This window comes from Mameliella sp. MMSF_3455 (assembly GCF_030733205.1).
Taxonomy (GTDB): domain Bacteria; phylum Pseudomonadota; class Alphaproteobacteria; order Rhodobacterales; family Rhodobacteraceae; genus Antarctobacter.
In genome coordinates, this window is sequence record NZ_JASHJL010000018.1 from 19,239 (window position 1) to 41,047 (window position 21,809).

At 65.3% G+C, this 21,809-nt stretch carries 22 protein-coding genes; 15 read left to right on the forward strand and 7 right to left on the reverse strand.

The features are described 5' to 3' along the window. The first annotated feature begins 95 nt into the window (after window positions 1-95). The 11 genes from RBB42_RS14515 to RBB42_RS14565 all read left to right on the forward strand — a co-directional run bounded on the left by RBB42_RS14515 (window position 96) and on the right by RBB42_RS14565 (window position 11,965). Window positions 96-2,996: a formate dehydrogenase subunit alpha gene (locus RBB42_RS14515; protein WP_305971104.1), complete on the forward strand. Its 2,901-nt coding sequence runs from the start codon at window positions 96-98 to the stop codon at window positions 2,994-2,996. 12 nt (window positions 2,997-3,008) lie between these two features. Beyond that, a complete protein-coding gene (fdh3B, locus tag RBB42_RS14520; RefSeq protein WP_305971105.1) occupies window positions 3,009-3,602 on the forward strand; it encodes a formate dehydrogenase FDH3 subunit beta in 594 nt (197 codons plus the stop codon). A 163-nt stretch (window positions 3,603-3,765) separates the two neighbouring features. After that, the gene (locus RBB42_RS14525; protein ID WP_305971106.1) at window positions 3,766-5,022 is read left to right on the forward strand and encodes a formate dehydrogenase subunit gamma; all 1,257 of its coding nucleotides are present in this window, start codon (window positions 3,766-3,768) and stop codon (window positions 5,020-5,022) included. Beyond that, window positions 5,022-6,305: a c-type cytochrome gene (locus RBB42_RS14530; protein WP_305971152.1), complete on the forward strand. Its 1,284-nt coding sequence runs from the start codon at window positions 5,022-5,024 to the stop codon at window positions 6,303-6,305. Before RBB42_RS14525 ends, RBB42_RS14530 begins: the two co-directional genes overlap by 1 nt. Continuing rightward, the gene (locus RBB42_RS14535) at window positions 6,302-6,427 is read left to right on the forward strand and encodes a hypothetical protein (RefSeq protein ID WP_305971107.1); all 126 of its coding nucleotides are present in this window, start codon (window positions 6,302-6,304) and stop codon (window positions 6,425-6,427) included. Before RBB42_RS14530 ends, RBB42_RS14535 begins: the two co-directional genes overlap by 4 nt. 27 nt (window positions 6,428-6,454) lie before the next feature. Beyond that, a complete protein-coding gene (locus RBB42_RS14540) occupies window positions 6,455-7,783 on the forward strand; it encodes a sigma-54-dependent transcriptional regulator (protein WP_305971108.1) in 1,329 nt (442 codons plus the stop codon). Window positions 7,784-7,986: 203 nt separating this feature from the next. Beyond that, window positions 7,987-8,694: an ABC transporter permease gene (locus RBB42_RS14545; protein WP_305971109.1), complete on the forward strand. Its 708-nt coding sequence runs from the start codon at window positions 7,987-7,989 to the stop codon at window positions 8,692-8,694. Beyond that, window positions 8,687-9,445 carry an ATP-binding cassette domain-containing protein gene (locus tag RBB42_RS14550; RefSeq protein WP_305971110.1) on the forward strand — a complete coding sequence of 253 codons (759 nt, stop codon included), beginning with the start codon at window positions 8,687-8,689 and terminating at the stop codon, window positions 9,443-9,445. The genes RBB42_RS14545 and RBB42_RS14550 overlap by 8 nt, the downstream gene beginning before the upstream one ends. Before the next feature lie 32 nt (window positions 9,446-9,477). Further along, window positions 9,478-10,287 (forward strand): ABC transporter substrate-binding protein, encoded by an 810-nt coding sequence (locus RBB42_RS14555; RefSeq protein WP_305971111.1) that lies wholly within the window; start codon window positions 9,478-9,480, stop codon window positions 10,285-10,287. A 58-nt stretch (window positions 10,288-10,345) separates the two neighbouring features. Continuing rightward, a complete protein-coding gene (locus RBB42_RS14560) occupies window positions 10,346-11,215 on the forward strand; it encodes a substrate-binding domain-containing protein (protein ID WP_305971112.1) in 870 nt (289 codons plus the stop codon). A 189-nt stretch (window positions 11,216-11,404) separates the two neighbouring features. Next, entirely contained in the window at window positions 11,405-11,965 is a 561-nt protein-coding gene (locus RBB42_RS14565) for a helix-turn-helix domain-containing protein (protein ID WP_305971113.1), read from the forward strand. Window positions 11,966-11,986: 21 nt separating this feature from the next. Here RBB42_RS14565 and RBB42_RS14570 read toward each other — a convergent pair whose 3' ends face one another. Then, window positions 11,987-13,360, reverse strand: coding sequence for an L-serine ammonia-lyase (locus tag RBB42_RS14570; protein WP_305971114.1), 1,374 nt, complete (start codon window positions 13,358-13,360; stop codon window positions 11,987-11,989). A gap of 231 nt (window positions 13,361-13,591) precedes the next feature. On the opposite strand from RBB42_RS14570, the gene RBB42_RS14575 reads away from it, so the two are divergent. Together RBB42_RS14575 and msrB are read left to right on the forward strand one after the other, a co-directional pair. Next, window positions 13,592-14,158 (forward strand): fasciclin domain-containing protein, encoded by a 567-nt coding sequence (locus RBB42_RS14575; RefSeq protein ID WP_371931800.1) that lies wholly within the window; start codon window positions 13,592-13,594, stop codon window positions 14,156-14,158. 119 nt (window positions 14,159-14,277) lie between these two features. After that, window positions 14,278-14,742 carry a peptide-methionine (R)-S-oxide reductase MsrB gene (gene msrB, locus RBB42_RS14580; protein WP_305971115.1) on the forward strand — a complete coding sequence of 155 codons (465 nt, stop codon included), beginning with the start codon at window positions 14,278-14,280 and terminating at the stop codon, window positions 14,740-14,742. 174 nt (window positions 14,743-14,916) lie between these two features. On the opposite strand, the gene RBB42_RS28130 is transcribed toward msrB, so the two are convergent. The 3 genes from RBB42_RS28130 to RBB42_RS14590 all read right to left on the reverse strand — a co-directional run bounded on the left by RBB42_RS28130 (window position 14,917) and on the right by RBB42_RS14590 (window position 16,220). Continuing rightward, a complete protein-coding gene (locus tag RBB42_RS28130; protein ID WP_371931802.1) occupies window positions 14,917-15,072 on the reverse strand; it encodes an invasion associated locus B family protein in 156 nt (51 codons plus the stop codon). Next, on the reverse strand, window positions 15,015-15,380 hold the full coding sequence (locus RBB42_RS14585) for a trypsin-like serine peptidase (protein WP_371931836.1): 366 nt from the start codon (window positions 15,378-15,380) through the stop codon (window positions 15,015-15,017). Before RBB42_RS14585 ends, RBB42_RS28130 begins: the two co-directional genes overlap by 58 nt. A 213-nt stretch (window positions 15,381-15,593) precedes the next feature. Next, the gene (locus tag RBB42_RS14590; RefSeq protein WP_305971116.1) at window positions 15,594-16,220 is read right to left on the reverse strand and encodes a J domain-containing protein; all 627 of its coding nucleotides are present in this window, start codon (window positions 16,218-16,220) and stop codon (window positions 15,594-15,596) included. Window positions 16,221-16,293: 73 nt separating this feature from the next. On the opposite strand from RBB42_RS14590, the gene RBB42_RS14595 reads away from it, so the two are divergent. After that, window positions 16,294-16,551: a BolA family protein gene (locus tag RBB42_RS14595; RefSeq protein ID WP_305971117.1), complete on the forward strand. Its 258-nt coding sequence runs from the start codon at window positions 16,294-16,296 to the stop codon at window positions 16,549-16,551. Window positions 16,552-16,913: 362 nt separating this feature from the next. On the opposite strand, the gene gatB is transcribed toward RBB42_RS14595, so the two are convergent. Together gatB and RBB42_RS14605 are read right to left on the reverse strand one after the other, a co-directional pair. Beyond that, window positions 16,914-18,428 (reverse strand): Asp-tRNA(Asn)/Glu-tRNA(Gln) amidotransferase subunit GatB, encoded by a 1,515-nt coding sequence (gatB, locus tag RBB42_RS14600; protein ID WP_305971118.1) that lies wholly within the window; start codon window positions 18,426-18,428, stop codon window positions 16,914-16,916. Between the two features lie 71 nt (window positions 18,429-18,499). Then, window positions 18,500-19,732 (reverse strand): hypothetical protein, encoded by a 1,233-nt coding sequence (locus tag RBB42_RS14605; protein ID WP_305971119.1) that lies wholly within the window; start codon window positions 19,730-19,732, stop codon window positions 18,500-18,502. 243 nt (window positions 19,733-19,975) lie between these two features. Here RBB42_RS14605 and RBB42_RS14610 point away from each other — a divergent pair, with 243 nt between their 5' ends. Beyond that, complete coding sequence (locus RBB42_RS14610; RefSeq protein ID WP_305971120.1) at window positions 19,976-20,737, forward strand: transglycosylase SLT domain-containing protein; 762 nt, start codon at window positions 19,976-19,978, stop codon at window positions 20,735-20,737. Window positions 20,738-20,740: 3 nt separating this feature from the next. Here the strand turns inward: RBB42_RS14610 and RBB42_RS14615 are convergent, their stop codons facing one another. Further along, complete coding sequence (locus RBB42_RS14615; RefSeq protein WP_305971121.1) at window positions 20,741-21,604, reverse strand: GNAT family N-acetyltransferase; 864 nt, start codon at window positions 21,602-21,604, stop codon at window positions 20,741-20,743. Between the last annotated feature and the right edge of the window lie 205 nt (window positions 21,605-21,809).

Below are 21,809 nucleotides of genomic sequence, written 5' to 3' on the forward strand. Positions count from 1 at the left end.
ACGGCCCACGGCGACTGGTTGCGTGACGCCCGACTGCCCGAGGCCATCGTCAGAGTCCCGCGCCCCTCAGAAGGCGCGCAAGGGAGAGAGAAACCATGCTTAGGAAAAAGACCAACGGGGTTGCGCGACGCCCCCAGCGGACAAGTATCCTGTCCGAGGCCGCCAATGCCTCGGTTGACCGCCGCGCCTTTCTGCGCGGCTCGGGTCTGGCCATCGGCGGGATTGCCGCCATTGCCGCCACGGGCGGCACCGTCAAACAGGCCAGCGCCGCCTCTGCTGCCGGTCTTGGCGCGGTGGAGCTGAAGAAATCCGTCTGCACCCACTGTTCGGTGGGCTGCACCGTCATCGCCGAAGTCAGCGACGGCGTCTGGGTCGGGCAGGAACCGGGCTGGGACAGCCCCTTCAACCTGGGCGCCCACTGCGCCAAGGGCGCATCCGTCCGCGAACACGCCCACGGCGAGCGCCGCCTGAAGTATCCCATGAAGAAGGAGAACGGCGAATGGGTCCGCATCTCCTGGGAGCAGGCGATCAACGAGATCGGCGACGGCATGATGCAGATCCGCGAGGAAAGCGGCCCTGACTCCGTCTACTGGCTCGGCTCGGCCAAGCATTCGAACGAACAGGCCTACCTGTTCCGCAAGTTCGCCGGCTACTGGGGCACGAACAACGTCGACCACCAGGCACGGATCTGCCACTCGACCACGGTTGCGGGTGTTGCGAACACATGGGGCTACGGCGCCATGACCAACTCCTACAACGACATCCACAACAGCCAGGCGATCTTCATCATCGGCGGCAACCCCGCCGAGGCGCACCCCGTCTCGCTGCTGCACGTCCTGCGTGCCAAGGAGATGAACAACGCGCCGCTGATCGTCTGCGACCCGCGGTTCACCCGCACGGCGGCCCACGCGGATGAATACGTCCGCTTCCGGCCCGGCAGTGACGTGGCGCTGGTCTGGGGCATCCTGTGGCACATCTTCGAGAACGGCTGGGAGGACAAGGAGTTCATCCGCACCCGTGTCTGGGGCATGGACCAGATCCGCGAGGAAGTGGCCAAGTGGACCCCCGAAGAGGTCGAGCGCGTCACCGGCACCCCCGGTTCGCAGCTGCGCCGCGTGGCCCGCACGCTGGCCAACAACCGTCCCGGCACCGTGATCTGGTGCATGGGTGGCACGCAGCACACCAACGGCAACAACAACACCCGCGCCTACTGCATCCTGCAGCTTGCGCTGGGCAACATGGGCACCTCCGGCGGCGGCACCAACATCTTCCGCGGCCATGACAACGTGCAGGGGGCGACCGACCTCGGCGTTCTGTCGCACACGCTGCCCGGCTACTATGGCCTGGCCAAGGGGTCGTGGCAGCACTGGGCGCGCGTCTGGGAGGAAGACTTCGACTGGCTTTCGGCCCAGTTCGACACGCTCAAGGGCGCCGACGGCAAGGACAAGAACCTGATGTTCGAGACCGGCATCCCGGTCAGCCGCTGGATCGACGGTGTCCTCGAAGATCCCGAGAACATGGACCAGCCGAACAAGGTCCGGGCCATGGTGCTCTGGGGTCATGCGCCGAACTCTCAGACCCGCATGGTCGAGATGAAGAAGGCGATGGAAATGCTGGACATGCTGGTCGTCGTCGACCCGTATCCCACCGTCTCTGCCGTGCTGCATGACCGCGAGGATGGCGTCTACCTGCTGCCGGCGGCGACGCAGTTCGAGACCTACGGGTCGGTGACCGCCTCCAACCGCTCGCTGCAGTGGCGCCAGAAGGTGGTCGATCCGCTCTTTGAATCGAAGCCCGACCAGGAAATCATCGGTCTCTTCGCCAAGAAGTTCGGTTTCCATGACCGCATGTTCCGCAACATCGCGCTCGAGGATGACGGCATCACGCCGAACGTCGAGGACACGCTGCGCGAGATCAACAAGGGCATGTGGACCGTGGGCTATACCGGCCAGTCGCCGGAACGGCTGAAGCTGCACATGGAGAACCAGCACACCTTCGACCGCACCACGCTTCAGGCGGTGGGTGGCCCGGCCGACGGCGACTACTATGGTCTGCCCTGGCCCAGCTGGGGCACCGCCGACATGAAGCACCCGGGCACGCCCAACCTCTACGACATGTCCAAGCCCGTCGCAGAGGGCGGCCTGACGTTCCGGGCGCGTTTCGGTGTCGAGCGCAACGGCGAGAACCTCCTGGCCGATGGTGTCTACTCGGTGGGATCGGAAATCCAGGACGGGTATCCGGAATTCACCATGCAGATGCTCATGGATCTCGGCTGGGACGGTGACCTGACCGAGGAAGAGCGCGCGGTGATCGATGGCATCGCCGGGCCCAAGACCAACTGGAAAACCGACCTGTCCGGCGGCATCCAGCGGGTCGCGATCAAGCACGGCTGCGCCCCCTTCGGCAACGCCAAGGCCCGCGCGGTTGTCTGGACCTTCCCGGATCCGATCCCGGTGCACCGCGAACCGCTGTACACCAACCGTCGCGACCTCGTGGCCGACTATCCGACCTACGAGGACCGCAAGTTCTACCGACTGCCGACCATGTATGCGTCGATCCAGAAGCAGGACTTCAGCCAGGACTACCCGATCATCCTCACCTCCGGCCGCCTGGTCGAATACGAGGGTGGCGGGGACGAGACCCGGTCGAACCCCTGGCTGGCGGAACTGCAGCAGAACATGTTCGTCGAGGTGAACCCGCGGGACGCCAACAACCTCGGGATCCGCGACGGCGCGGATGTCTGGGTCGAGGGTCCCGAGGGCGGCAAGGTCAAGGTCATGGCGATGGTCACCCAGCGGGTGGGCGAGGGCGTTGCCTTCATGCCCTTCCACTTTGGCGGCCACTTCCAGGGCGAAGACCTGAGGTCCAAGTACCCGGACGGCGCGGATCCCTATGTGCTTGGGGAATCCACCAACGTCGCCCAGACCTATGGCTACGACTCGGTGACACAGATGCAGGAAACCAAGTGTACCCTGTGCAAGATCACCGCAGCGTAAGGAGAAACAGACATGGCACGATCCAAATTCCTCTGTGACGCCGAGCGCTGTATCGAGTGCAACGCCTGCGTCACCGCCTGCAAGAACGAGCACGAGGTGCCCTGGGGGATCAACCGCCGCCGCGTGGTGACGATCCAGGACGGCAGCCCCGGCGAACGTTCGATCTCGGTGGCCTGCATGCACTGTTCAGACGCGCCCTGCATGGCCGTCTGTCCGGTGGATTGCTTCTACCAGAACGAAGAAGGCGTGGTCCTGCACTCCAAGGACCTCTGCATCGGCTGCGGCTACTGCTTCTACGCGTGCCCCTTCGGCGCGCCGCAGTTCCCGCAGGCGGGCAACTTCGGGTCCCGCGGCAAGATGGACAAATGCACCTTCTGCGCCGGCGGCCCCGAGGAAACCCACTCGACCGCGGAATTCGCCAAGTACGGGCGCAACCGGATCGCCGAGGGCAAGCTGCCCATCTGCGCCGAGATGTGTTCCACCAAGGCCCTGCTCGCCGGTGACGGCGACGTGGTCTCGGGCATCTACCGCGAACGCGTGGTGGCCCGCGGCTTCGGCTCGGGCGCCTGGGGCTGGGGCACCGCCTACGACCAGAAAGGCGGCTGAGGCCACCTGTGGGCGGGGCCCTGTCCCGCCCTGTCATCGCATCACATGGCAGGGGCCCGTGATCCACGGGCCTCTGACCAATGGCAGAATATGACGCCTCGGGCCTCCGGCACCGCCAACACGGTTGCCGCGTCCACGGCGTGTCTTTTCGACGGGGACAGTCATGTCACAACGTTCCAGCGGTTTCGGATGGTTCATCCTCCTGGTGGCCGGCCTTGCCGTGCTGACCTTCATTTTCCGGCCTCCCGCGCCGGCAGAGACGGGCACCGACCCGGCGGCCCTGGCCGAGGCCCGCAAGGCCACCGGCGGCGCACAGACGCTGGAGGACATCCTGGCCCGGCAACGGGGCGAAGACGTCGACCTCAGCTTTCGCCGCGAGTTCGGTCAGCCGGGCGCCGACCCGGATGCGCCCCTTGCGCTGGCCCCGCTTGGCGGTGCATCGGACCCCGACCTGTGGCGCGCGCTGCGCTATGATGCGGCGGATGTGAATGTCTCTGCCGGCGGCGACGTGGCCAAGGTGCTGGTGCAGGATGGCGGCATGGCCTGGTACGAGTTCCGCAAGGGGCCACTGGCGACCTATGGCGGCTGGCTGCTGATCGGCACGATCATCGCGCTGGCCTTCTTCTACATGGTACGCGGCCGGATCGGTCTCGACGAGCCGATGACCGGGCGCACCGTGACCCGCTTCCAGGCGATCGAACGCTTTGCGCACTGGCTGCTGGCCGGATCCTTTGTGCTGTTAGGCCTTTCCGGCCTGCTCACGCTCTTCGGGCGGTTCTTCATCCTGCCGACCTTCGGGCCAGAGCTGAACTCGCAGCTGCTGATCGCGGCGAAGTTCGTGCACAACAACCTGGCCTGGCCCTTCATGCTGGGGCTGGTGATGGTCTTTGTCATGTGGGTCTGGCACAACATCCCCGACCGCACCGACATCACCTGGTTTGCCCAGGCGGGCGGCATCATCGGCAAGAACCACCCGCCGGCCAAGAAGTTCAACGGCGGGCAAAAGATCATCTTCTGGTCGGTCATCCTGCTGGGCGCCTCGATCTCGCTTTCGGGCCTGTCGCTGCTGTTTCCGTTCGAGCTGCCGCTCTTTGCCAAGACCTTTGCGATCATCAATGACACCGGCATCATCCAGTGGCTGGGCTACGGCGCGCTGCCGACGGATCTGGCCCCGCAGGAGGAAATGCAGCTTGCACAGGCCTGGCACGCGATCGTGGCCTTTGTCCTCATGGCGATCATCATCGCGCATATCTACATCGGCTCCATCGGGATGAAGGGCGCCTTCGACGCGATGGGCTCGGGCGAGGTCGACGAGGCCTGGGCGCATCAGCACCACTCGCTCTGGCTCGATGAGGTCAAGGCGCGCGAGGCCAGGACCGGCAAGAAAAGCCCCGATACCGGGGCCACCCCGGCGGAATGATGCGGGCCGCGCTGCTCGCCCTCGCGCTCGCGGCCCTGCCCGCGGGCGCGGAGGAGTTCACCACCCTCAAGGGGCATGGCGGTCCGGTCATGGCGCTGGCCGTATCGCCCGGCGGCGCGGTGACCAGCGCCAGCTTCGACAATTCCGTCGGGCTCTGGGCCGGCCGCGTGCCCACCTGGCTGGAAGGGCACGCGGCAGCGGTCACCGCGCTGACATGGGGGGCAGGCGGCGCGCTGGTCTCTGGCGGGGACGATTTCGCGGTGCGCCAATGGCGCCCGGTCGACCGCCTGCTGGGCGAACACAAGGGCAAGGTCACCTCGCTCTCTGTCGCGCCGGACGGCAGCCATGTCGCCAGCGGCAGCTGGGACGGCAGCATCAGGCTCTGGCCACTGACAGAGGCGGGCAGGGCAGGCGAGCTGCCCTATCCCGGCGCGGGCGTGAACGCGGTGGCCCATTCCCCGGACGGCCGGTTCCTTTATGCGGCGACCTCCAAGGGGGTGCTGCTGCAATATGACCTCGGCACGGGCGGATCGCCCCTGCCGCTGGTCGAACATGGCTTTGGCATCAACCGGCTGGCCATTGGTCCCGGCTGGATTGCCTATGGCGCCGTGGACGGCGGCACCCGCGTGATCGACGCCGCGACCGGCGACCAGATCGCCGATTTCACGCTGGACCGCCGACCTATCCTTGCCCTCTCCTGGCACGCCGAGACGGCGCAACTGGCGGTTGGGGACGGCCACGGCTATGTCATGGTGGTCGACACCGACCAATGGCGTATCACCCGCGATTTCCGCGCCATGCGCCACGGCCCGGTCTGGGCGCTGGCCTTTTCACCCGATGGTCGGATGATCTTTGCGGGCGGGCTGGACGACGTCGTCTATGCCTGGCCCGTGGCCTTGCTGGACGAACTCGACGCGCCCGAAGGCTCGGGCCAGCGCAGCTTTCTGCGCGACCCCGAAACCATGACCAACGGCGAACGGCAGTTCATGCGCAAGTGCTCGATCTGTCACGCTCTGACCGAAGGGCCGTCGCGCAAGGCCGGGCCGACCCTGCACGGTGTCTTTGGCCGCCAGGCCGGAACCCTGCCGGGCTACAGCTATTCCGACACGTTGGCCGGCGCCGGTTTCGCCTGGACGGATGAGACCATAGACGCCCTGTTCGACGAGGGGCCGGACCACTACATCCCCGGCTCCAAGATGCCCATGCAGGTGATCGCGCAGCCCTCTGACCGGGCTGACCTGATCGCCTTTCTCAAATCCGCAACTGAAGGAAGCAGCAAATGAAAGCCATGCTCTCGGGGTTCGCCGCGATGATCCTGCTGGCCGTCGGCGCCTGGTACGGGCTGAACGAGATGGGGTTCTCCTCCGCCGACAAGCAGTCCGGCGCCAATGTCCGGCTCGACTGATCTGGCAGCCCGGTTAGACTGTCAGCCATGAGCCCACTGGATGATTATGGACAGGCCCTTAGCGGTGCCTCGGTGCTGGTCGTCGACGACGAACCGGGCATGCGCAATTTCCTGGCCAAGACGCTGGGCCCGCGGGTCAAGACCGTGGCCGAGGCGGGATCGGCACGCGAGGCAACGGAACGCCTGGACGAGGCGCAGTTCGACGTCATCGTGGTCGACAACAAGATGCCCGGCGGGTCGGGCATCGACTGGGTGACGGAACAGCGGCGCAAGGGGCTTTATGCCGAAACGGTGCTGATCACCGCCTATGCCGATCTTGAAACCGCCATCGCCGCGCTGCGTGCGGGCGTCAGCGATTTCGTCCTGAAACCCTTTCGCGCCAACCAGTTGATCGGCGCCGTGGCGCGCACGCTGGATCGCGGCGCGCTGCGCCGCGACAACCGCCTGTTGCGCCACGCCCTGCAGGCCGAGGGCGAGACACGGCTGCTGGGACGGTCGGCGCCGATGCAGGCGGTGCGCGCCATGCTGGAGAAACTGGCGCCGCTGCCGACGCCGGTGCTGTTTACCGGCGCGACCGGCACGGGAAAGGAACTGGCCGCGCGCACGCTGCACCAGATGGGCGGCCGGTCGGAACGGCCCTTCGTGGCGGTGAATTGCGCCGCCATCGCGCCCGACCGCATCGCCGCCGAGCTGTTTGGCGAGGTCGAAGGCGACCGACTGCGCCCGGGCCTGTTCCTGCTGGCCGATGGCGGCACGCTGTTCCTCGACGAGGTGGCGCAGATGTCGGAAACCCTGCAGGCGGCGCTGCTCAGGGTGATCGAGGATCAGCGCATCCGCCCGCTCCGCGCCGAACGCGAGATCCCGCTGGACCTGCGCCTGACCTTCGCCACCAATACCGATCTCGACAAGGCGGTGGAGGCCGGGCGCTTTCGCGCGGATCTGTACCATCGCATCAACGTGCTGCGGATCGAGATGCCGCCGCTCAGCGACCGGTCCGAGGACATCGTGGAACTTGCCGCGCTCTTCATCCAGCACTTTTCACGGGCGCTGGGCCTGCCGGAACTGAAACTGGACGATGAGACCCTGTTGAAGCTCAGCCGCTATCCCTGGCCGGGCAACGTGCGCGAGTTGCGCAACCTCGTCGAACGCTCGGTCATCCTTGGCAGCTTTCCGGATGATTTCTCCGGCAGCGGGTCGGTCACCGGGGTGCAGGCCATCGAGAACCTCGACCTGGTGATGCAGCGGCACATCATGCACGTCCTTGAACTGTCGGGCGGCAATCGGGCCGAGGCCGCGCGGCGCCTTGGCGTTTCGCGCAAGACCGTGGACCGCAAGGTGGCGACCTGGGGCGAGTGAGGCCGCCAGAAGGCGCGCCCGGGTAACTGCAAAATCATGCATTTTATGCGTTTACGCTGGCGGGTCAATCTGACCCGCCAATAGCCATGATTTCTTCGATGTATGGCCGTTTTGTCTCGCTTTTCTTCTTGCGGGCAGGGGCTGTCTTTTCATACCTTCTGTGCGAAACGCGGCGTGTGGCCGGAAATTTTGCAGGAGATCACATGCAAGACATGGGGGAGGCACTTACCGTCGCCATGACGCTTGTCCTCTCGGGCGATGACGATCTCATCGAGATCGTGGCCCTGTCGCTGCGCGTCAGCCTGACCGCCACGACCGCCGCTTGTGTCATTGGCCTTCCGATCGGCGCGCTGGTCGCCACCAACCGCTTTCCCGGCCGGGGGGCGGTCCTGGTGGTGATGAACGCGCTGATGGGCCTGCCGCCGGTGGTCGTGGGGCTGATCGTCTACCTGCACCTGTCGCGGGCGGGGCCCTTGGGCTTTCTGGGACTGCTCTATACGCCCACCGCCATGATCATCGCCCAGACCATCCTGATTGCCCCCATCGTCGCCGCCCTGTCGCGCCAGGTGATCGAGGATATGCACGCGGAATATGCCGATCACTTCCGCTCGCTTTGCCTCAGCGCCCGCCAGACCGTGCAGGCGCTGCTCTGGGATGCGCGCTACGCGCTTCTGACCGTGGCGCTGGCGGGTTTTGGCCGCGCCGTGGCCGAGGTGGGCGCCGTCATGATCGTGGGCGGCAACATCGACCACATGACCCGGGTCATGACAACCGCCATCGCGCTCGAGACCTCGAAAGGGGACCTGCCGCTGGCCCTGGGGCTGGGCATCGTGCTGATGATCCTGGCGCTGGGGGTCAATGCCCTGGTCCACAGCCTGCGCCTGACTGCCGTGAGACAAGCCCATGCGTGAAGCCATAATCCACGGGCCCGAAGCCCTGACAGCGGGCGCCATCCCGGCCTCGAACCTTCTTCCCCTGCGGGTGCGCGGCCTGTGCCTGACCCTCGGCGGACGTCGCATCCTGAACGGCCTGGACCTGGACCTGGGGCCGACGGGCTGCACCGTCCTCCTTGGTCCGAATGGAGCCGGAAAAACGCAGTTTCTCAGGCTGTTGCACGGCCTTCTTGAGCCAGATGCGGGCGAGATAGACTGGAACGGGACCGCGCCCGAACAGGTCACCTCGCGACAGGCGCTTGTGTTCCAGAAACCGGTGCTGCTGCGCCGGTCCGTCGCCGCGAACGTGGATTTCGTGCTAAGGTCGCGCAACCTGCCGCGTGCCCGTCGTAGTGCCCTGCTGGACCATGTTGGCCTGGGCGACAAGGCCCGCCAGCCCGCCCGCCTGCTGTCCGGGGGAGAGGCGCAGCGCCTGGCGCTGGCCCGCGCCTTGGCCACCGAACCCGAGGTGCTGTTCCTGGACGAACCCACGGCCAGCCTGGACCCGGCGTCCGTCAATCGCATCGAGGAAATCGTGCTGAAGGCCGTGCGCAACGGCACCCGCGTGATCCTTGTCACTCATGACATCGGCCAGGCCCGCCGGTTGGCGGACGAGATCGTCTTCCTGCACGGCGGACGGGTGGCCGAACAGGCCACAGCCGACCGGTTCTTTGCAGGCCCACGAACACCGGCGGCCCGGGCGCATGTCTCGGGCGGCCTCGTGCTCTGACATCATTCAAGACCCTACGGAGGAGATATTCCATGAAACCGCTTCGCCTTGCGGCGCTTTTCTGCGCCCTGTCGCTGCCCTCGGCCGCATTGGCCGACGACATCCTGGTCCAGTCGACCACCTCGACCGCGAACTCGGGTCTCTACGACCACCTGCTGCCGATCTTTGCCGAGGCGACGGGCATTCAGGTCAACGTGGTTGCGGTGGGCACCGGGCAGGCCATCCGCAATGCCCGCAACTGCGACGGTGACGTGCTGCTGGTCCACGCCAGGCCGGCGGAAGAGCAATTCGTGGCCGACGGCTTCGGGGCGTCGCGTACCGATCTGATGTACAATGATTTTGTCATTGTCGGCCCCTCTTCCGACCCGGCCGGCGTGGCAGGCATGGACGATGTCCAGCCGGCGCTGGAAAAGATCGCTGCGGCGCAGGCGCTCTTTGCCTCCCGCGGGGATGATTCCGGCACCCACAAGAAAGAGGTCTCGCTCTGGGGCGCCAGTTCTGTCGATCCGGCCAATGCCTCCGGCGATTGGTATCGTGAAACCGGGTCGGGCATGGGTGCGACGCTGAATGCGGGCATCGGCATGGGGGCCTATGTCATGACCGACCGGGCCACCTGGATCAGCTTCAAGAACAAGCAGGATTACGAGATCATGGTCGAGGGCGATGCGGACCTGTTCAACCAGTACGGCGTCATCCCGCTTTCTGCCGACAAGTGTCCGTCGGCCAACGTCGACGGCGCCCAGGTCTTTGCCGATTGGCTGCTTTCGGATGCAGGCCAGGCAGCCATTGCCGAATACGAGGTCGACGGGCAACAACTCTTCTTTCCGAACGCTCCGGATTGATCTAGGACCGGTCGCGAGGCAGCCCGCATAAACCGGACCAGCGGGCCAGGAGGCCCGGATGTCCAGCGTCAAGACGCCCGAGTATTTCACAGTCGCCGAACTGGCAGAACTGCTGCGGCTGAAGGAACGCAAGATCTACGACCTCGCCGCCTCAGGCGGGGTTCCCTGTTCGCGCGCGACCGGCAAGCTGCTGTTTCCCGCGCGCGACGTCTATGCCTGGATCGACTCGCATACGACGGGCCCGCAAGACACGGTGGCCCGCCCGCCGATCCTGCTGGGCAGCCACGATCCGCTGTTGGACTGGGCTGTCCGCGAAAGCCGCTGCGGTCTTGCCACCTATTTCGACGGCTCCCTCGACGGGCTGGCAAGGTTCAACGCGCGCGAAGGCGTCGCCTGCGGCCTGCATGTCTATCATTCCGAAGCCGGCGACTGGAACGTGCCCAGCGTCGACAAGACCCGCGACGCGGTGTTGGTGGCCTTTGCCCGCCGCCGCCGCGGGCTGGTGGTGCGCCCGGACGAGACGGGGATCACCGGTCTGGACGATCTTGTGGGGCGTCGTTTCGCGCCGCGTCAGCCGCTTTCGGGCACCGCCAAACTGTTCGGAGATCTGGCAGAGGAGGCCGGGCTGGATCACGCGGCGCTTGCGCTGGCACCGGTGTCGCGGACCGAGACCGAGGCCGTGCAGGCCGTGGCCCGGGGCGAGGCCGATGCGACCTTCGGGCTGGAGACGCTGGCCCGGGATTTCGGTCTGCGATTCCTGCCTTTGATCGAAGAGTACTTTGACCTGCTGATCGACCGGCGGGAGTATTTCGAGGCGCCGGTGCAGGCGCTGCTCGACTTCTGCAAAGGCGACCCCCTCCGGGACCAGGCGGCCCGATTGGGGGGGTATGACATCGCGGACCTGGGCAGCATCCGCTGGAACGCCTGACAGCTTGCCTGAACTTTGCCTTATTGGCCGCTGGAAACGCTGAATAAAACCCGAATTGGCATATTCGGGGCAGGGCGCTCTACCGGATATATGGCCAATTCTAACAGGACCGAAGCCGCGCAATTCTTGCCTTTCAGCGGGAATCTGTATCTAATTCGAGATACGGGATTGTTTCCCGGGGGGATAAAAATGAAGAGCGATCTGACGGTCCGCCTCGCCGGGCGCCTGTCGGCGCTACGGGCTGCCCGTGGCTGGACGCTGGATCAACTCGCCGCTGCAAGCGGCGTCAGCCGCGCGGCGCTGTCGCGGCTGGAAAACGCCGAGGTCAGTCCTTCGGCAGAGGTTCTTTCGCGCCTGGCGGCGGCGCATGACATGTCCCTCTCCCGCCTCTTTGCCATGATCGAGGACGGGTTTTCCGCCCATGTCACGCGCGAGGAACAAGCGGTCTGGCGCGATGGCGAGACCGGGTTGGCCAAGCGGTTCGTCTCTCCTGCCGCCTCGGCCCTGGCAGGTGAGGTGGTCGAATGCAAGATGACGCCCAATTCCGAGATGGTGCAGGAGTCGCCCGAGGTTGTCGGGCAGGAGCACCATATCGTGCTGCTCAGCGGCTATCTGCACGTCAGCCTGGACGGATCGGGCTATAATCTCGGCGCGGGGGACTCGCTGCGCTATCGCGAACACGGCGAGGTGCGGCTGGTCACGGATCGCGGACAAGGCGCCAAGTTCATGATGGTGAGCGTCACCAGCTGAGCGCCGCGCCGCGATCCGGGATCAGCAGTTGGGCACGTTGACCGCCAGCCCGCCCAGCGAGGTCTCCTTGTATTTCTCGCTCATGTCGTGGCCGGTCTGGCGCATGGTCTCGATGCAGGCATCGAGCGGCACAAGGTGGGTGCCGTCCCCCCGCAGCGAAAGCGAGGCGGCCGAGACCGCCTTGATCGCGCCCAGACCGTTGCGTTCGATACAGGGCACCTGGACCAGCCCCTTGACCGGGTCGCAGGTCATGCCAAGGTGATGTTCCAGCGCGATTTCAGCCGCGTTTTCAACCTGTTCCGGCGTCCCGCCCATGACGGCGCACAGCCCCGCCGCCGCCATTGCACTGGCGCTGCCGACCTCTGCCTGGCAGCCGGCCTCGGCGCCCGAGATCGAAGCGTTGTATTTCACCAAACCGCCGATTGCCGCAGCGGTCAGCAGGAATTCGGGGATGCGGGCGCGCGTGGCGCCGGGCACATGGTCCAGCCAGTAGCGGATCACCGCCGGGACAACGCCCGCCGCACCATTGGTCGGCGCCGTGACCACCTGGCCCCCGGCGGCGTTTTCCTCGTTCACCGCCATCGCGTAGACGCTCATCCAGTCGTTGATCGTGTGCGGCGCGCTGAGGTTCATGCCCCGTTCGGCCTGCAACTGGTCATGGATGTTCTTGGCGCGGCGTTTCACGTTCAGCCCGCCGGGCAGGACCCCGTCCGAGGTCAGGCCGCGGTCGATGCAGTCCTCCATCACCTGCCAGATCTGTGCCACCCCCTTGTCCAGGCTGTCGGCACACCCGCGCGACACCTCGTTCGCGCGTTTCATCTCGGCGATGCTGCGCCCGGATTTCTTCGCCATGTCAAGCATTTCCGCGGCGGTCTTGAAGGGGTGGGGGACAGGGGTGCCCTCATCCGTGTCCTTGCCGGCCGCCAGTTCCGCCTCTGTCAGGACAAAGCCGCCGCCGACCGAGTAATAGACCTCTTGCAGGATCACGTCGCCCTGCGCGTCCGTGGCCCGCAGGATCATCCCGTTGGCATGGCCCGGCAGCGTCTCGTCGTAATCGAAGACAAGGTCCCGGGACGGGTCGAACCGCAGCGCGGGCAGGCCCTCGGGCGTGACGCTGTGGGTTTTCGCGATCTCAGCCAGTGCTGCCTCGGCCTTGTCGTTGTCGTAGGTTTCCGGCACGAAACCGGCCAGTCCCAGCACTGTGGCGCGGTCGGTGGCATGGCCCACCCCGGTAAAGGCCAGCGAGCCGTGCAGCGAAGCGCGCAGCCCGTGAACCGCGAAGGGCGCGGCGCGCAGCTTGTCCAGGAAACGGGCCGCCGCGACCATCGGGCCCATCGTGTGCGAGGACGACGGGCCGATCCCCACCTTGAACATGTCGAAGACCGAAAGAAACATCTGCGCTCCTTGTATTCTTGCGCCTCATGTAGCGCAGCACACCACCGATGCCGCTGCCGAAAACGACATGACGTCAATCAAAGGCGCGCTTGGCACCGGGATGCTCACGGTTCCGTGAACGGCTTGTGATCGTCCGGCGCGAAACTTTCGTCTCGCTGTCTCGTGACTCCGGTCAGCCGCACCAAGGAGGTGCAGCCCCCGAAACGACAGAGAAACAGGAAGGAACACCAAATGAAACCCCTCAAGACCTTCGCAGCAGTTGCCCTCGTGACCGTGTCCGGCGCCGCCTTTGCGGCCAGCCATTCCGATACCGGCAACCCAATGGTGGGTGGCGCCCCGATGTTCCCCGACAAGACCATCGTCGAAAATGCCGTGAACTCGGCAGATCACGAAACGCTCGTCACCGCGGTCAAGGCGGCCGGCCTTGTCGACACGCTGTCCGGCGAAGGCCCGTTCACCGTCTTCGCACCGACCGATGACGCCTTCGGCAAGATCAAGCCCGAAAGCCTGAACGCGCTGCTGCAGCCCGAGGCCAAGGACCAGCTGACCACGATCCTGACCTGTCACGTCGTGGCGGCCAACGCCATGTCCGACGCCATTGCCGGCATGATCGCCGATGACGGCGGCATGCACCCGGTGCCCACGGTCGGCGGCTGCACCCTGCAGGCCAAGATGGATGGTGACGAGATCACCCTGACCGACGAGAACGGGCGCACCGCGACCGTCACCATCGCGGACGTCAAGCAGTCGAACGGCGTGATCCACGTCATCGACCGCGTCTTGCTGCCCAAGCAGTAAAGCGATCGGTTGCGCGTGGCAAAGCAACCCCCAGTTGGCGCCTCGCGCAATCGTGCGCGCCCCGTGCTTGCCCCCGCAGGCCGGGGTGCGCAATCTTTCCCACAAAAGAGGAGGCCCCGATGAAACGACGCAACTTTATCGCCGCCGGGGCTGTGCTGCCGTTCTTCACGCGCAGCGCCCTGGCCGCCGACAGCAATTTCGAGATCACCCGCAGCAAGGCGGAATGGCGCGCCATGCTGACCGATGCTGAGTATCGCGTCATGCGCGAGGAAGGGACGGAACGCGCCTTCACCTCACCGCTCAACGACGAAACGCGCAAGGGCACCTTTCTGTGCAAGGGCTGTGACCTGCCGCTTTACGCATCGGAAACCAAGTTCAAGAGCGGCACCGGCTGGCCCTCCTTCTATCAGGCCCTGCCGAACGCCATCGAGACCAAGCCCGACCGCAAGCTCTTCGTGACCCGGACCGAATGCCATTGTCGCCGTTGCGGCTCGCACCTGGGGCACATCTTCGACGATGGTCCGCCGCCCACGGGCAAACGCCATTGCATCAACGGTGTCAGCCTGAAATTCCGCCCGGCCTGACGGGGCGGCGCGGCAGACAAAGAAAAACGGGCGTGTGGCTGGACTAGGGCCACGCGCCCGTTTCCGTTGGTGGGTCTTAAGGGCTGAAAAATTGCCCGAATCCGACGTTACGTCGCGTCAATTTACCTGTCCAGCGAATTCTGCAACCCGGTCGAAGGGGCCTGCCGGCCCTGCTCAGTTCATTGTGGAAACCTCCGACAGAGTACGGGTGAAACCGCGCAGGGAAATGGGCAGTGCCACGGGGGTATCCGGGGCTGCCGCCGGGTAGATGGTCAGCGTCGCCTGCCGTCCCCGTTCCAGCCGCGACAGCGTCTCGGCGGTGACTCCGATCCGCGCGGCGGCCTGGCCGTGACAGGTTCCGCCGCTTCGGTCAGCGCGGCCACGATAGGCGATCGTTCAGCGATGGCCGCAATCGGGACGGCAAAATTGACGCTGATGATCGAATCCCCGGCGTGATGCAGAGCCACGACCTTGCGACCGTCCTCGCCGATCACCGGCGAGCCGGAATTACCGCGCAGCGTGTCACAGGTGTGGCGGAGCCGGTTGTTCGCCAGCAGATTGCGCGCCGCCGCCCGGCATTCCTTGCGGCTGATGTGCTGGGCCATCCCGATCGGGTGGCCGATGACGATCAGGGGCAAGCCGGCGTGCCGGTCCGGATCGAAATCGAAGGAATCAGCGGCAGGTGCTGCGCCGAAAGGGCCAGGCGGCGGGGGGGGGCGGACATGCGTATCGAACTCCTGGCGGTTTGACCCAGCCTAGCACCGGAACCGCGACGAAAATGGGTCCGGAATACCCGGACCCAGCCTCTGACTCAAAGAAATGTCCGACCCGCGTCCCGACCCGGGTGCCGCCTACTTGAAGCTGCGGCTGTCCTTGATCTGGTCCCAGGCCCAGACCACCTGCTGCAACTGTTCTTCCTGGCTGCGATCGCCGCCGTTCATGTCCGGGTGCAGCACCTTGATGAGCGACTTGTAGACCTTGCGGATCTCGGCCTTGGACATGTTGTCCTTGGCATCGAGGATATCCAATGCCTTGCGTTCGGTCGGGGGCAGCTTGCGGCCGCCGCCGGGCTTGTTGCGGCCGGGGTTGCGCGTGGCCTTGTCGCCCAGAACCTGGTGCGGGTCCTCGATGCCCAGCCGCGCCCAGGCCTTGGCCTCGGGGTCGCGCCAGTCCTTGGTCTTGCGCTCCCAGACCTTGTCCGAGGATTCCTGGGCGTTCATCTCCGCCTCGGTCTTGCCGTCGAAGAAGGACCACTTGGCGTTGTATTCCCGGACGTGGTCCTTGCAGAACCAGTAGAAATCATCCAGCACGTCAGGCGCCTTGGGCGCGCGGAATTTGCCCGGTTCCTCGCAACCGTCATGGTCGCAGATGCGCGTGGATGTCTCCTGTGCGCCAGTCATGCCCTTCCGTCCGCGCGGGTTTTTCTTTTTCGCGGACTTAACGGACATGTCGAAACCGAAGGGGTCAGGTTTGCTCATCTCGCACCTCTTCTCGACTCGGACACCGGAGCATAGACTATCGCGGAACGAGATACAGGGGGTCCTGCGAAAAATGTCGCGAGCCGATGAAATCCAGATGAAACTAGAGGCGGCCTTTCAGCCGAGCCTGATCGAGGTGCGCAACGACAGCGCGCGCCATGCCGGCCATGCGGGCGACGATGGCAGCGGCGAAAGCCATTTCCACGTCGTGCTGCGCGCGCCGGAACTGGCAGGGAAAAGCCGCATTGCCCGTCACCGGGCCGTGCACAAGGCGCTGGGGCCGGATCTTGTGGCGGAAATCCACGCATTGTCGCTGGACCTCGACGGCTGAGCTGTGGCCCGCCACGATCAGGGGGGAACGGAAAAGGGGCGTGGTCCTTGTGGACCGCGCCCCAACTTTCAGTCAACAAACGGATGAAAGCCCCCGTTTCAATCTTTTGCGTGTCGCGCCGATCAATCCTGACGCTCTGGAGATCTATCAACCCCCGGTAACAGAACGTTAACAAATTGCGTTGACGCCACGGCAGTAAGGGATTCCTTACCTTGGGGCAGGTTGGGTCCTTGCCCGCAAAGACCGGCGTGAGGAAACGCGAAACGCGGCCCCGATGGGCCGCGTCGCATGTTTTGTACAAAATGCGGAAAACGCCGTACAAAACGTACGTTTTGTACATGGCCCAAAGGTCGAAAGACGCCTTACAAACCCAGCTTGGCGCTGACGATCTGGTTGACGGCCTTGGGGTTCGCCTTGCCGCCGGTGGCCTTCATGACCTGGCCCACGAACCAACCCGCAAGTTTCGGGTTCTGTTTGGCTTTTTCCACCTGCGCCGGGTTGGCGGCGATGATTTCGTCCACCGCCGTTTCGATGGCGCCGGTGTCTGTCACCTGCTTCATGCCGCGCTCTTCGACGATCTTCTCCGGGTCGCCGCCCTCGGTATAGACGATCTCGAAGAGGTCCTTGGCGATCTTGCCGCTGATGGCGTCTGACTTGATAAGCCTAATGATTCCGGCCAGTTGAGCGGGATTGACCGGGCTTTCGGTGATCTCGGTGTCGTCTTTCTTGAGGCGGCCGAACAGCTCGTTGATGACCCAGTTGGCCGAGAGCTTGCCATCGCCCGAGGCGGTCACGACTTCTTCGAAATAGGCGGCGTTCACCACCTCTGCGGTCAGCACGCTGGCATCGTATTCCGACAGGCCGAAGTCCTTGACGAACCGCGCCTTTTTCTCGTCCGGCAGTTCCGGCAGGCTGGCGGCGATGTCGTCCACCCAACCCTGTTCGATTTCCAGCGGAAGCAGGTCGGGGCAGGGGAAGTACCTGTAATCGTGGGCTTCTTCCTTGGACCGCATGGACCGCGTTTCGCCCTTGTCCGGGTCGTAAAGGCGGGTCTCCTGGACGATTTCTCCGCCTGCCTCGAGAATCCCGATCTGGCGCTTGGCCTCATAGTCGATGGCCTGCTGGATGAACCGCATCGAGTTCATGTTCTTGATTTCGCAGCGCGTGCCGAGATGCGAAAAATCCTGCGTTTCCATGTACTTCTCGTACTGTCCCGGCAGGCAGACCGAGACGTTGACGTCGGCCCGAAGGTTGCCGTTCTGCATGTTGCCGTCGCAGGTACCCAGGTAGCGCAGGATCTGCCGCAGCTTGGCGATATAGGCCGCGGCCTCTTCCGGCCCGCGGATGTCGGGGCGGCTTACGATTTCCATCAGTGCCACGCCGGTCCGGTTCAAATCGACGAAGGACATGTGCGGATCCATGTCGTGGATCGACTTGCCCGCATCCTGTTCGACGTGGATGCGCTCGACGCGCACCTTGCGGGCAATCCCCGGCTCCATGTCGACGATGATTTCCCCCTCACCCACAAGCGGATGATAGAGCTGGGAAATCTGGTAACCTTGCGGCAGGTCGGGGTAAAAGTAGTTCTTGCGGTCGAAGGCGCTGACTAGGTTGATTTCCGCCTTCAGGCCCAGCCCGGTGCGCACCGCCTGTTCGATGCAGTATTCGTTGATCACGGGCAGCATGCCGGGCATGGCCGCATCCACGAAGGAGACGTTGGAGTTGGGTTCGGCACCGAATTTGGTCGAGGCGCCCGAGAACAGCTTGGCCTGGCTGGCCACCTGCGCGTGCACCTCCATCCCGATGACCAGCTCCCAGTCGTGCTTGGCCCCGGCGATCACCTTGGGTTTGGGCGCTTCATAGGTCAGATCCAGCATGGCGGTCCTCATCGGAAAACGGGTTGCCGAGCGGTCTAGAACAGCGCGGGGCAGGGGGCAAGGCCCGCCCGTCAGTCCTCCTTGATCATCCGCATTCCATCCGGCCCGAAGTGCAGCCGCCGACCCGTGTCCAGCGCGGGGGCATAGAACTCTGCCAGGCAGTCCAGCGCACGCGCCTCGCCCGGATGGGCCGCGTGGTGGTGCGGCGTTCCGCCTGTCTGGCGTTCAGGAACCTTGGCCCAGATCTCGGGGTGCAACTCACGCAGGTGATCCTGCGCAATCCAGCCCAGGCAATCCGCGACCCGGCGCCGCGTGCTGCCCGCCGGGGTCGGCCCGCCCAGCGTGTGCCCGATCAGGGCGGCCATCCGGTTGGCCATGTCCTGCGTCGGATGACGCGTCAGAATGTCGTGCAGCCCTTCCACGAAGAGCTCGGAATCAAGTCGGGCAAAAGCGCCGGCCTCCTTGCAGAGCGCGCCAAGGTAGATCCAGGCATAGCCGCCGCTGCCCCAGAGATCGCCGGTCCGCGCCGCGGTGCGGCGGGCCTGCGCATCCAGCTGTTCCCAGCTGCCAAAGCGCGTGGGGCGCAGGGCCTTGCCGAACTGCCACATGTGCCAGGGGTTGCCGGGGTCGAGATCGATCAGATCCTCGAAATCGTCGGCCACGCGGTCCCGCGGCGCCGGGTCCGCCTCCAGCACCGCGCAACGCACCACCGCCCAGAGCGGTGATTGATGTTCGAAGGGGTCGAACCGGTCGTTCAGTCGCGTTGCGGTGGCCATATGCCGGGCAAAAGCTTTCTGACGGTCGGTCGCGGGGGCTGTTGCATCGTCGGCGGCGCGCCAGGCACGAGCGGTCTCGACATGAACCGTCGCGACGATCTGGGCGATCACAGGGCAGGCGGGCATCTCGGCCAGCAAGGGGTCCAGCGAGGCGACGGTTGCCTGTACCTCGCGCTGTTGGCCCCGGTTGATCGCCTCGGCGATGGCCGCGGTCACGTCGCGGCGCGCGCCCTCGGCCAGCATCGACGCGGCCGAGCGCAGTCCCGGCGTCAGGCGCCGCTCGGCCTCTGCCGTGGCGATTTCCGTGCCGAGCTGTTCCCAGTCCTCCTGCCGGGCCAGGAACTGCCCGCGTGCGCGAAGATGCTCACAGGCCAGCGCATCGGGGCCGGGATCGCACAGGGGGAGGTGGACCGGCGGATGCCGAGGCGCCGGGGGTTTCGTGGCCGGGATGGTGGCGGGGATCGCCAAACGGGGCGACAAACGAGCGCGTACGGCGCGTACCGAGGGAAACAGGTGATGTATCGTCATGACCTCAAACTGCCCGCGATTCGCGGCCAAAATCCGGCGGCTTGCGGGAATTGCGCTGTCTTTCTGCCGGCGAAGGCCGGGCTTTGGTGCCGGGCGGGGGACAACATGTTGCGGGCGGGCGAACAGTGCATCGCCAAGGCTGGGGCGATTGGCAGAGATCCGCCTTGTTTTTCGGTGGTTCATGGCCCTGCGGCGGCAGCTACGCTTGCAACGTTCAGCGCCCCGGGCGACATTTCAGGACAAATGAAAAAAGCTGCTGCCATTCTTTGCGGTCTCGCCCTTGCGGGTCAGGCTGCTTTCGCCAATCCCGATCCCGCCGGGGCCGTTGCCCTGCATGCGCCGCTCAGCCCACCCGCGGCGGAGATCTCGCGCCTCGCGGTTCCAGAGTCCTTGCGGCCCAAGGCGCGCAAGACGATCGTCGTGCCCAAGGCGCGCTGGGACAATATCGAGGGCAGCCGTAGCTGGAGCATCGCGGCCCTGCGGGGGTTGCGTGCGCAGGCCAGCCAATTGCCGGACCTCGTGCCGCGTGACATCGCCGAGTACTGTCCTGCCTATCCCAGTGCAGGCCGCACCCAAAGAGAGGCCTTCTGGGTCGGGTTGATCTCGGCCCTCGCCTGGCACGAAAGCACCCATCGCCCCTGGGCCGTGGGCGGTGGCGGGCGCTGGTTCGGGCTGGTACAGATCTATCCACCGACCGCGCGCTTTTACAAATGCAAGGCGCGCAGTGGCGCGGCGTTGAAAGACCCCGAGGACAACCTGTCCTGTGCGCTGCGGATCATGGCGGTCACCGTGCCGCGCGACAAGGTCATAAGCCGCGGCATGCGGGGTGTGGCGGCGGATTGGGGGCCGTTCCATTCCCGGCGCAAGCGCGAGGACATCAAGTCCTGGACACGGTCGCAAAGCTATTGCACGGGCCTTGCGCGGTCACTGCGCCCTGTTCTACGCCCCGAGGGGCTGGGCCCTGTCCAGGACGTCGCGGACGCCCCGGTGCCGGCAGAGGACTGAGGCTCAGGCCTTCAGCCAGCTGGGCCGGCGCGTCGCATCCACCAGCGACACCGCCGGTGCCTTGGGTCCCCCCAGGGCAAGGGTTGCCCGGCGCAGCATCTCGATCCCGTCCTCGGACTTGGCTGGCAGCGCCTTGGGAGAGATCGCCTCGCCCACGGTGATGCGGTAGGGCTGGCGGGCCTTGTTCAGCGTTTCGTAGAACAGGGTGATGTCGCGCAGCGTCGGGTGCAGCAGGTCGAACAGGTAGAACAGAACCGAGTTGCGGGCCCGGATGTTCACCGGGATGACCGGCAGGTCGAACTTGCGCGCGATCATCGCCGCGCTGGCCATCCAGGGCCGTTCATGCAGAGACAGACCGCGCCGTTTCGCCAAGCGGCCCGAGGGGAAGATGACACCCAGCCGGCCTTCATCCACCGCCTTGCGGGTATAGGCCATTGTCTCGCGTGTCTTGCCGTGGCTGCGCTTTTCCTTGCGCCATTCGACGGGGGCGATCATCTCGGCGTATTGCGGCAGGACGCGCATGATGTCGTGATTGGCAAAGTAATAGGTATCGCGCCGGATCTTGCCGATGACATGATGCAGCATGATCCCGTCGGCGATGCCGGTCGGATGGTTCGACACGATCAGTGCCGGCCCCTGTCGCGGCACGTTCTCAAGCCCCGTGAACTCCAGGTCCTTGGCCAGCATCTCGGCCATGACCTGCATGATCTGGTCAGCGGTCATGTCCTTGACGAGGGTCCCGATCTCGATGGTCTTTTCATACCCCAACATGCGGTTCAGCACGGCCCGGGCAGGCCGGACAACCGGAGAACTGGAAAACAACCAGGGCGCGCGTTCGGCGATCAGCGGGTCGATGCGGTCTTTCATTCTAGCCCCAAGATCATAATTTAGTGACACTTCCATGACGGGCGCGCCTCTTACATGAGCAGTTTACACCACAGCTGCGGCGGGTGCACGCCCATGACATAGGGTTTCGGCGATGGCTTGCCATTCGGCGGTCCAGATAGCGGGGTGTCGTTGCCGGTTTCAGGCCTGTCTGTCCTTGGAAAAGCTAGGGTCAGGGGATGTGGTT